The organism is Mycobacterium sp., from assembly GCF_036490025.1.
Taxonomy (GTDB): Bacteria; Actinomycetota; Actinomycetes; order Mycobacteriales; family Mycobacteriaceae; genus Mycobacterium.
Window position 1 is genome coordinate 1 of sequence record NZ_DASXEP010000183.1, and the last position, 9,857, is coordinate 9,857.

The 9,857-nt window shown below is 65.7% G+C and carries 9 protein-coding genes; 5 read left to right on the forward strand and 4 right to left on the reverse strand.

Going from position 1 to position 9,857, the window contains the following annotated elements; genetic code table 11:
* Window positions 1-105: 105 nt before the first annotated feature.
* Both VGG53_RS21795 and VGG53_RS21800 read left to right on the forward strand, forming a co-directional pair.
* Window positions 106-2,283: a glutamine synthetase III gene (locus VGG53_RS21795; protein WP_331520205.1), complete on the forward strand. Its 2,178-nt coding sequence runs from the start codon at window positions 106-108 to the stop codon at window positions 2,281-2,283.
* Between the two features lie 120 nt (window positions 2,284-2,403).
* On the forward strand, window positions 2,404-3,261 hold the full coding sequence (locus tag VGG53_RS21800) for a transglutaminase family protein (protein WP_331520198.1): 858 nt from the start codon (window positions 2,404-2,406) through the stop codon (window positions 3,259-3,261).
* A 7-nt stretch (window positions 3,262-3,268) separates the two neighbouring features.
* Here the strand turns inward: VGG53_RS21800 and VGG53_RS21805 are convergent, their stop codons facing one another.
* Together VGG53_RS21805 and VGG53_RS21810 are read right to left on the reverse strand one after the other, a co-directional pair.
* On the reverse strand, window positions 3,269-4,240 hold the full coding sequence (locus VGG53_RS21805; protein WP_331520199.1) for an aldo/keto reductase: 972 nt from the start codon (window positions 4,238-4,240) through the stop codon (window positions 3,269-3,271).
* Between the two features lie 55 nt (window positions 4,241-4,295).
* Window positions 4,296-4,496, reverse strand: coding sequence for a hypothetical protein (locus tag VGG53_RS21810; protein ID WP_331520200.1), 201 nt, complete (start codon window positions 4,494-4,496; stop codon window positions 4,296-4,298).
* Between the two features lie 273 nt (window positions 4,497-4,769).
* On the opposite strand from VGG53_RS21810, the gene VGG53_RS21815 reads away from it, so the two are divergent.
* On the forward strand, window positions 4,770-5,531 hold the full coding sequence (locus VGG53_RS21815) for an SDR family oxidoreductase (RefSeq protein ID WP_331520206.1): 762 nt from the start codon (window positions 4,770-4,772) through the stop codon (window positions 5,529-5,531).
* A 118-nt stretch (window positions 5,532-5,649) separates the two neighbouring features.
* A complete protein-coding gene (locus VGG53_RS21820) occupies window positions 5,650-6,051 on the forward strand; it encodes a hypothetical protein (RefSeq protein ID WP_331520201.1) in 402 nt (133 codons plus the stop codon).
* A 4-nt stretch (window positions 6,052-6,055) separates the two neighbouring features.
* Here VGG53_RS21820 and VGG53_RS21825 read toward each other — a convergent pair whose 3' ends face one another.
* Window positions 6,056-7,201: a glycosyltransferase gene (locus VGG53_RS21825; protein ID WP_331520202.1), complete on the reverse strand. Its 1,146-nt coding sequence runs from the start codon at window positions 7,199-7,201 to the stop codon at window positions 6,056-6,058.
* A 221-nt stretch (window positions 7,202-7,422) separates the two neighbouring features.
* Between VGG53_RS21825 and VGG53_RS21830 the strand changes: the two genes are divergently transcribed.
* The gene (locus tag VGG53_RS21830) at window positions 7,423-8,109 is read left to right on the forward strand and encodes a sensor domain-containing protein (RefSeq protein WP_331520203.1); all 687 of its coding nucleotides are present in this window, start codon (window positions 7,423-7,425) and stop codon (window positions 8,107-8,109) included.
* Window positions 8,110-8,118: 9 nt separating this feature from the next.
* Here the strand turns inward: VGG53_RS21830 and VGG53_RS21835 are convergent, their stop codons facing one another.
* A complete protein-coding gene (locus tag VGG53_RS21835; RefSeq protein ID WP_331520204.1) occupies window positions 8,119-9,711 on the reverse strand; it encodes a Na+/H+ antiporter in 1,593 nt (530 codons plus the stop codon).
* Window positions 9,712-9,857: the final 146 nt, after the last annotated feature.

Below are 9,857 nucleotides of genomic sequence, written 5' to 3' on the forward strand. Positions count from 1 at the left end.
CAGAGTTTGACAGCGACGTAACATTCCCGGAACCGATCGTCCCTAGTGTCAGCCGGACAACAGTCTGGCAATCCGATGCGACGCATCGCGGCGATGGGGGCTCTATTGAGCGGCAATGCTGCACGCCTGCAGGCAATCAACAACGTCGAGGCGTATGTACCTCCCGCGATCAGCTTCGACCCGGGCGAGGAGCCGGGGGAGATCTTCGGGACGAACGTCTTCACCAAGGCGGAAATGCAGGCGCGGCTGCCCAAGGCGACGTACAAGTCGGTGCTGGCCACCATCGACAAAGGCGCCAAGCTCGACCCGGCCGTCGCCGATGCGGTCGCGGTGGCCATGAAGGACTGGGCGCTGGAGCGCGGCGCCACCCACTACGCTCACGTCTTCTACCCGATGACCGGCCTGACCGCCGAAAAGCACGACAGCTTCCTCGAACCCGTCTCCGACGGGCAGACGCTCGCCGAGTTCGCCGGCAAGACTCTCATCCAGGGTGAGCCCGACGCCTCCAGCTTCCCGTCCGGCGGCCTGCGCAGCACCTTCGAAGCGCGCGGGTACACCGGTTGGGACGTCACCAGCCCGGCTTACATTCTGGAAAACCCGAACGGCAACACCCTTTGCATCCCAACAGTTTTCGTGTCGATGACCGGCGAGGCACTGGACTACAAGACGCCGTTGCTGCGCAGCCAGCAGGCCATGGGCGCCCAAGCTGAGCGCATCTTGAAGTTGTTCGGCCACAAGGACTTCAATCACGTCGTCTCGTTCTGCGGCCCCGAGCAGGAGTACTTCCTGGTCGATCGGCACTTCTTTTTGGCGCGTCCAGACCTGGTCAACGCCGGTCGCACGCTGTTCGGCGCCAAGCCGCCCAAGGGTCAAGAGTTCGACGACCACTACTTCGGCGCCATCCCCGAGCGGGTGCTGGGCTTCATGATGGACACCGAGCGCGAGCTGTTCAAACTCGGTATCCCCGCCAAGACGCGGCACAACGAGGTGGCCCCCGGCCAGTTCGAGGTGGCGCCGATGTTCGAGCGCGCCAACATCGCCTCGGACCATCAGCAGCTGTTGATGACGGTGTTCAAGACGATCGCCAAAAAGCACGGCATGGAATGTCTGTTCCATGAAAAGCCGTTCGCGGGCGTCAACGGATCGGGTAAGCACGTCAACTTCTCGATGGGTAACGCGGAGTTGGGCTCGCTGTTGGTTCCCGGCGACACCCCGCATGAGAACGCGCAGTTCTTGGTGTTCTGCGCGGCGGTGATCCGCGCGGTGCACAAGTTCAGCGGGCTGTTGCGGGTGTCGGTGGCCTCGGCCACCAACGACCACCGGTTGGGCGCCAACGAGGCGCCGCCGGCGATCATCTCGATCTTCCTCGGCGAACAGCTCGCCGACGTCTTCGAACAGATCGCCAAAGGAGCGGCGACGTCGTCAAAAGGCAAGGGCACCATGACCATCGGTGTCGATACATTGCCCCTGCTGCCGACCGACCCGGGCGACCGCAACCGCACCAGTCCCTTCGCCTTCACCGGCAACCGATTCGAGTTCCGTGCGCCCGGATCGGGCCAGACGGTTGCGGTGCCGATGATCGTGCTCAACACGATCATGGCCGACTCGCTCGACTACATGGCGACACTTCTGGAGCAGGCCGTGGTGGACGGCGAAAACTTCGACCAGGCGGTTCAGCAGCTACTCACCGAGGTGATCACCGAGCACGGCGCCGTGGTCTTCAACGGTGACGGTTATTCGGACAACTGGCAGATCGAAGCGGCCCAGCGGGGCCTGCCGAACCTCAAGACCACCCTGGACGCGATTCCCGAATTGATCAAGCCGGATTCGATCGAACTGTTCGAGAAATACGGTGTGTTCAGCGAACGCGAATTGCACAGCCGCTACGAGGTCCGGTTGGAGCATTACGCGTTGACCATCGGCGTGGAGGCCAAACTGGCACTGGAGATCGGTACCACGGTCGTCTTGCCGGCCGCGGTCCGCCATCAAACTCAGCTTGCGCAAAACGTCTTGGCTTTGAGGGCCGCGGGCATCCCGCCGAGCATGACTGCGCTGGAGGCGGTCTCGGGCCCGCTCGCCGAGCTCGAGGCCGGTTTGGCGACGCTGAAATCGGCGCTGTCTGACCACTCGGCGGAATCCGCGGTGGAGGAGGCCAAATATGCGCAGGAAACGCTGCTGCCCGCGATGACGGCAATCCGCTCCGCTGCCGATGCGTTGGAAGCCGTTGTCGCCGACGACCTGTGGCCACTGCCCACCTACCAGGAGATGCTGTACGTCCTCTAGCGCAGGCGAGCCCGATTCGCCTGTAGGGTGGAGCCACTACGCTGACGTTTGGTAGGACATCGGTCGACGGCGGTGCGTTGCCGCGGCGCACATCTGCGACAACGAAAGGGCGGTCCAGACATGCCCTCATGGCGGCAGCACAAATACGACGGGCGAGGAACAGCGACGACGATCGCCAACCGTGAAGTCGGCGCGCAGATCGACGTCGAGGTGACCGCTCCCACCACGCTGGAGTTCCAAGTCGCCGTCGCTCGCCAGCCGGGTCTCGAGGTTCGCGAATCTCTGGCAATCACGTTTAACGGCAAGCTAGTTCAGCCTCGCGAGATTCTCGGACCGCACGACACCCGGATTCATGCGATCGATGTCGGCGAGGGAGTGGTCAGCCTGTCGTACTCGGCTACGGTGGCCGGCGAAGCCGAGGCCGCACCGGTCCGTGACATCGACCTGATCACCTATCTGCGTCCGAGCCGCTATGCCGAATCCGACAAGTTCTTCGGATTCGCCGCCACCGAGTTCGCGCAATTTGCCGACTCGGCGACGTTGCTCGAGAAAGTCTCATCGTGGGTGGGCACCCGGCTGAATTACGTTCCAGGATCGAGTGATCCGATCGACGGCGCCGCCGACACACTGCTGGCGGGCGCGGGGGTGTGCCGCGACTACGCCCACTTGGTGATCGCCATGTTGCGGGCACTGCAGATGCCGGCCCGTCTCGCGGCGGTGTACGCCCCGGGGTGTGACCCGATGGACTTTCACGCGGTCGCCGAGGCATACCTCGACGGTGAGTGGCGTGTCGTCGACGCCACGTGCCTGGCGCCCCGGCAGTCGATGGTGCGCATCGCGACCGGCCGCGACGCGGCCGACACCGCCTTTCTGGATAACCACCATGGCTCGATCACGTTGAACGCCATGACGATCACCGCCTTCGTCGACGGCGAGCTGCCCTTCGATACGGTCGATCAGCTGGTGAGCTTGCGCTAGCGGGAGCTCAGTGCAGGCCGAGCCGCTCCCGGATCGTGTCGGTCAAAAAGCGCCTCGTGGACACCGGCCGAAAGGTGCGGGCCGCGGTGGTCAGCGCCTCGCGGTAATCCGCGCTCAGCTCGATATCGGCTGCGGCGACGTTGAATTCGAGCTGCTCGACACTGGATGCACCGGGGATGGCAACGACGTTGGGCAGGCTGATCAGCCAGGCCAGCGCCACTTGTGCGGGCTTGGCATCGACGTCCTTGGCGACGTCACGCAATGTCTGCAGCAGCGGCTCGATCCGGCGCAGGTTCTCAGTGCCGAACAGTGAGTTGATGGCGCGAACGCCGCCGGGCCGGTTATCCACGCCGTACTTGCCGCCGAGTAGCCCCTGCGCCAGCGGGCTGTAGGCGATCACCACACGGTTCTCCTGCTCGGCAAAGGGGACCAGGCCATTGAGCGCCTGCGGGTGGGCGAGGGAGAAATGCACCTGGTTGCTGATGACGGGTCGCCCGAGCGCGGCATCGGCCTGCTTCCAACGGGACAGCGGATAGTTCGAAACACCGGCTGCGCCGATCGCGCCGCTGTCGAGCAGCTCGCGCATGCCCGGCATGATCACCGAGTCGGGAACGACCGGGTTGGGCTGGTGAATCTGGTAGAGCGGGATGTGCTCCAGCTGGAGGCGCCGCGCGCTGGCGCGCTCGCGTTGCTTGACCACGGCGGGAAACGGCGCGACCGGAAAGACCTTGCTCGCCACCACAACCTGATCGCGCTCGGCACCCAGTGCGTCGCCGAGGATCCGCTCGCTCTTGCCGAGTCCGTATACCTCGGCAGTGTCAAAGAAGTTGACGCCCAGCGCGCGTGCGCGACGGACGATGTCGCCCGCAGCACCGGCGGCGTAACCGTCGCCGTAGCCCCATTCGCGCGAGCCGAACTGCCAGGTGCCCAGTCCGATCCTGCTGACCTTGCCGACGCCGTCGACGTCCAAGTACTTCATCTGACTCACGGTACCGACCTACGTGGTCGTGCAGTCAGGCGGCGCGGATGTGTCCCTAGGCGACTGCGCCGTGCCGTTCGAGCACCTCCATCACCCGGCGGCTGTCGACCACGTCTTCGCGTTCGCAGAGGCTGCGCAACTCGGTGACAACGGTCTGTAATACGTCGAGACGGGCCGACGCTTGGGTGAGCGTGTCGAGCCAGCTGTCGTAGTCACGCTCGTCTTTGCGGATCTCGGTAACGGCGAAAGATGTCATGCTCATTGCCTCATTTCGGGGTACGCATGGCGTACCGAACACTCCAATGTGTGCTGCGTTTAACCCGTTCCAAACGTGGCTAAACTCACAAGTTCGCGCGCCGCCAACTATCCGGATTGCGGATCCAATTCTTCGGAGGCAGGCTCCGGCGGTGGTGCCACTCGTGCCCCGGCGACGCCACGGCCCGCGCGCGGTATGGAAGGACGAATCGCGGCCGATACGCTGTGCCTGCATCGGTGCGCGTTACAAGAGAGGGCAAATATGTCACGGACAGTGGTCGTCGGAGCGTCGAGCGGGCTCGGGCGTTGCATCGGTGTCGGTCTTGCACAGCGTGGCGGACAGGTCGCGTTGCTCGCCCGGCGTCGCGCGCGCATCGAAGCCGCCGCCGAGGAGGCCGGGTCCGGTGCCGTGGCCTTCGAATGCGATGTCACCGACCAGGAATCGTGTCGGTCGGCATTCGATCAGGCGGCCGAAGCGCTCGGCGGCATCGACAACCTCATCTACACGCCCGCCATCAGCCCGCTCGTTCGCATGGTCGACACCGGTGCCGACACCTGGCGGCGGATTTTCGACACCAACGTCATCGGTGCGTCGCTGGCGACGGCGGCGGCGATTCCGCACCTGACGGCCTCCACGGGCAAGGCGGTCTACCTGTCGTCCGACGCGGGCACCTTCGGGCCGCCGTGGCCGGGCCTCGGCGCCTACGGCGTCAGCAAGGCCGCGTTGGAAAGGCTCGTGGAAGCCTGGCGGGCCGAGCACCCAGATGTCGGCTTCACCAGTCTGATCGTGGGGGAGTGCGCGGGCGGCGAGGGTGACGCGGCAACCGGAATGAACGTCGGCTGGGATAGCGACCTGGCGATGAAGGCCTACCCGCTGTGGGTGTCCGGCGGCTGCATGCCCGGCAAGTTGATGCCCGTCGAAGACCTCATCGAGGTGGTGCAGACGATTCTGCAGACCAATGCCTCGACGTCGATGCCGGTCGTCGTCGCCCGCGGGGCGCCGGCGAGCCAGGTCGCCTTCCCCGACTCCAATTAGCCGCGGCCGCAGGGGCGATCGGCACTGTCGCGATCGCCGAGCGCACCCGGGAATCGGGCCGCGGATCCGACTCCGTCCTCTACAGTTGCGCTGACAATCACGAGCGAAGGAGACGCCGATGGCGTGGTTCCTGGCCCTCCAGGGCCCATCCCACACACCCCACCAGTCAATGGTTTACGAGCTCCAAGACGGGGTCGAGGTGGAGAAGATCGCTCAGGAGCTGGTCAGTTCCGCAACGCTGGACCGGGTAGTGGCCGTTCCCGCGGTGTTGTCGGCGAACAAACGTCGGCATCAAAAGGTGACGATCTACGTCCGTCCCGCCGCGTGGGGGCTGTGGTCGTTCTACGAGCTGTCCGATGAGGATCGCCGTGAGATGGCGAAGAACAATCCGGTGGTCAACGCGCTCGCCCAGGCCGCGCAGCAACGCGCGGCGGCACAGGGAAAGCAGGTGCCCGGCGGGCCGATGACCGTCCAGGTCAATCCATTGACCGGCCAGGTAGGACCCGTCAACTCCGGTTAGGCAACTACGCGGTGTGTTGAGAATCGTCGGGTTCGGCGGGCGGCGCCGCGCCGCCGAGCGTCGTGAGCATGCCGACCGCAGCTCGTTGCCAGGTGAACATTTCGGCGCGGCGCCTCGCGCAGGAGCGGCGATGCGCTTCGGGTCGGCGGACGATCGCGGCGACCGCCGCAGCAATGGCCGCGGGGTTGTTGTCGGCCAGGGCACCGCTGTCAGCGGTGATGATCTCGCCCAGCGCCGAGGTGCGGGATACCACGGCCGGCGTTCCGCACGCCAGCGACTCCAGCGCGGCCAACCCGAAGGTTTCGTGCGGCCCCGGTGCCAGCGCGACGTCGGCTGAGGCCAGCAACTCGGCGACGCTGCGGCGGTCGGAAATGAAACCGGTGAAATCGACCGGCAATCGACCGGCCTGGCGTTGCAACCGGGCCCGCAACGGACCGTCGCCCACCACGACCAGTCGGGCCTCGATGCCGGCGTCGCACAACGCGGCGACCGCGTCGATGCTGCGGTCGGCCCGCTTCTCCACCGACAGCCGGCCGCAATGCACCAGCAATATCTGGCTCGGTGTGGCCCAACGCTGACGGACGAGCGCGGAACGACGCGACGGGTGGAAGGTCTCCAGGTCCACCCCGAGCGGAATGGTGACGGTGTTCGTCGCGCCGATGCGATCGAATTCCTCGCGGGCAAACCCGGTGGTGCACACCACGGTGTCGTAGTCGGCGGCGGTGCGGCGGTTGGCGAAGTCGGCGAACTTCCGCGCGGTGCGGCGTGGAAGTACTTGACCCGCAAGGCGATCGAGACGCTCATGGGAGATCATCACCGTCGTCGCGCCGTGGTCGCGGCCCCAGCGGCCCAGCGACCTCAGCGTAAGCCGGTCAGATACTTCGAGGGTGTCTGGTCGCAAGGCTCTCAGCAGCGTCCGCACCCGTCCGGGCAGCACCGCGCGGTATCCGCCGGTGAACGGAATCAGCTTGGCGGGCACCGTGATTCGCTCGACTCCGGTGCACAGTTGGGTGTGTTCGTCGCGCCGTCCCGGGACGATCAGAAACACCTGGTGGCCCGCGGCGCAGTATTCCGCACCCAGCCGGTCGACGGCGGTGCGAAGGCCGCCGGAGCGAGGACCGTAGAAGTTGGCGACCTGAACGACACGCATATGGCCAGCAGAACCGGCGGTGGTGTGCGGTCAACGATCTAACACTGACGATCGGCTGAACAGGCCGTGAACACGAAGATCACAGGACGAGGTATGCAGCGTCACAGGTCCATTCCGCAAACCATCTCTGCTCTGACCGGAGTCGCTGCGCGAAGGTAAAATCGGTCTACTGCCCTGGTAGGGCGATAGGGTCGGGGTACGACGGGGATGGGACAACGGAAATGCGGCGTATCGCGGCTACTTTTGCCGGGGCCGGCGTCGGGATTCTTGTCGCGGGCTGCGGCGGCGGCAACCAAGCCGGCACGAGCTCGACGACGACCGTCACCTCGTTGATCCCGCGCCCGGTGGTCGAGCGTGAACTCGACTCGATGTTGCTCACTCCCGCCCAGATCAACCCGCTTATGGGCGCGACCGAGATGGCGGTGATCAAAAAGCACGACGCGATGTCGGACGACAGCGCCACCATGAAGCCCGCCGAATGTCTGGCCATCGACGGCTCGGCGCAGGCCCAGGTGTACGCCAACAGTGGTTTCACCGCCGTGCGTGATCAGGCGCTCAACGACGGCAATAACTTCACGCACTACGCCGAGCAGGCGGTGGTGCTTTTCCCCACCGCGAAACAGGCCAACGTGTTCGTCGGTGCGTCGGGGCTGCGTTGGCCGGCGTGCCACCAGTACACCCACACCCAGTCCGGAACGGAGTGGATCGTCGGCCCGATTTCGGATGAAAGCGGCGCACTGAGCACGATTTCGACGCAGCAAGAGGCGAAGACCGGTGGGTGGGCCTGCGGCCGGGCCTTGGCCGTCAAGAACAACGTCGTCGTCGACGTCAACACCTGCAGCGCTAACCCCGCGAACTCCGCCGTCGACATCGCCAATCAGATCGTCGCGAAAGTTGCTGCGCGGTAATGGATCTGGCTAGTCGGACCCGGAAGACCCCAGCAACCGCGCTTCCTCGAGATCCATCGAGGACTGCAACTCGAGCAGGACGATGTCGTCGATGCGGCGCTGGTCGCGAAGCTCGGTGATGGCACGGCGCTTGTGCTCGAGCACGCCAAGACGAACCTGCCGAATCACATCGCTGCGCTCTTCGGCATCGTGGGCGGCGGAGCCGTCGCCGCTGGCTTTGACCAGGGCGGCGTGCTGTTTGTATTCGGCGTGCAGACGGTTCTGAAGCTCTTCGTCGACGCCGAGCTCGGCGGTGACCAATGGCAGCGCGTCCAGCGCGGCTTGGGCACCATGGCAACGCGCAAGCTGCAGTTCGTCGGCGTGGGCTAGGTCTTCGGGAATGCGAGCCCAGCGGACCACGGCAGGCAGCGTGCTGCCCTGGACAAGCACGGTCGTGAGAATGACGAAGGACACGACGAAAATGATCAGGTTGCGATCCGGGAAGGGCGCCCCGCTGCGGGTGGTCAGCGGGACCGCGAGCGCGGCGGCAAGTGATACGGCTCCGCGGAATCCAGCCCAGCCGGACACCATGCGCTGACGCCAGTCGATCCGGCGTGCGCGTTGCGCTGCGCGCCGATCCACAGCTCGAATCAGCATCGTGGTGGCTTCTCCCCACACCATCCGCGTGGCGATGACGACGCCGGTGACGGCGACGGCCATGACGACAGCGTGCTGAATGCCGCCGTCGACTCGGGCGACTCCGCGCACCGCGCGGGGGAGTTGCACTCCGACGAACACCCACAGCGCACCGTTGATCAGGAACGTTGCGATGTCCCAGAACGCGAACGACACCAGGCGGGATCGAGCCCGGATCAGCCGCGGCGAGGCATACGCGAGCATCAGAGCAGATACCAGCACCGCGACGACACCGCTGCAGTCAATCGAGCTGGCCAGCAAGAACGCGGCGAACGGCGTCAGCAGGCTCAGCGCGGCTTCTTCCTGCGGCGCGTCGAGCCGCTGCCGGGCGAGCGTCACGACACCACCTACCAGCAGGCCGGCGGCGATGCCGCCGAGGTAGGAGACGATGAATCGCAGGCTCAGGTCGAGCGGGCCGACGGGCGCGCCGCCCACCGCGACCGACACACTCACGCCGAACAGGACGAGTGCGGTGCCGTCGTTGATGACGCTTTCGGCTTTCATGACGGTCAGGGTGCGGCGTGGCAGCCGCTTGGCCAGACCGGCGACGGCGGCGGCGTCGGTCGGCGACAACACCGCGCCGAGAACTGAGGCGGCGTGTGATTCCATCCCGAATGCCCGGGCCGTCCACGACACCGCTATCGCGCTGGCGATCACCAAACCGACGCTGAGCAGAACGATGACGCGGAGATTGGCGCGGATTTCGCGAAAGCTGGTGTTCAGGCTCTCCCAGTAGAGAATTGCCGGCAAGAACAGCAGCAGCACGATTTCGCCGTCGAGTTGTACGTGGCCGAACCGCGGGACCAGCCCCAGCAGCGCGCCGAGCCCGATCAGCAGTACCGGCGGGCCTACCCGGTAGCGCCGGCCCAGCACTGTGCCCACGATCACGATGGCAAACAGCGCGACGATCACTTCGAGCCCGAACATCAGCACATCATGCTTGACGAATCGGCCGGCCGCCCCGGCGGCTTAGAACGCAGGGACCCCGTCGCGGCGGGGATGCAGTGCCCCCACCGCGGAGGTCAACGGCAGGTGCAGGGCGTCGACGATCCCCGGCGCCGCTGCACACACCC

What these genes read in the sequence shown, in the direction of transcription:
- VGG53_RS21820 (WP_331520201.1), top strand. Translation starts at nt 5,650, where the DNA reads ATGGCGTGGTTCCTGGCCCTCCAGGGCCCATCCCACACACCCCACCAG.
- VGG53_RS21835 (WP_331520204.1), bottom strand. Translation starts at nt 9,711, where the DNA reads ATGTTCGGGCTCGAAGTGATCGTCGCGCTGTTTGCCATCGTGATCGTG.
- VGG53_RS21810 (WP_331520200.1), bottom strand. Translation starts at nt 4,496, where the DNA reads ATGACATCTTTCGCCGTTACCGAGATCCGCAAAGACGAGCGTGACTAC.
- VGG53_RS21800 (WP_331520198.1), top strand. Translation starts at nt 2,404, where the DNA reads ATGCCCTCATGGCGGCAGCACAAATACGACGGGCGAGGAACAGCGACG.
- VGG53_RS21825 (WP_331520202.1), bottom strand. Translation starts at nt 7,201, where the DNA reads ATGCGTGTCGTTCAGGTCGCCAACTTCTACGGTCCTCGCTCCGGCGGC.
- VGG53_RS21830 (WP_331520203.1), top strand. Translation starts at nt 7,423, where the DNA reads ATGCGGCGTATCGCGGCTACTTTTGCCGGGGCCGGCGTCGGGATTCTT.
- VGG53_RS21805 (WP_331520199.1), bottom strand. Translation starts at nt 4,240, where the DNA reads ATGAAGTACTTGGACGTCGACGGCGTCGGCAAGGTCAGCAGGATCGGA.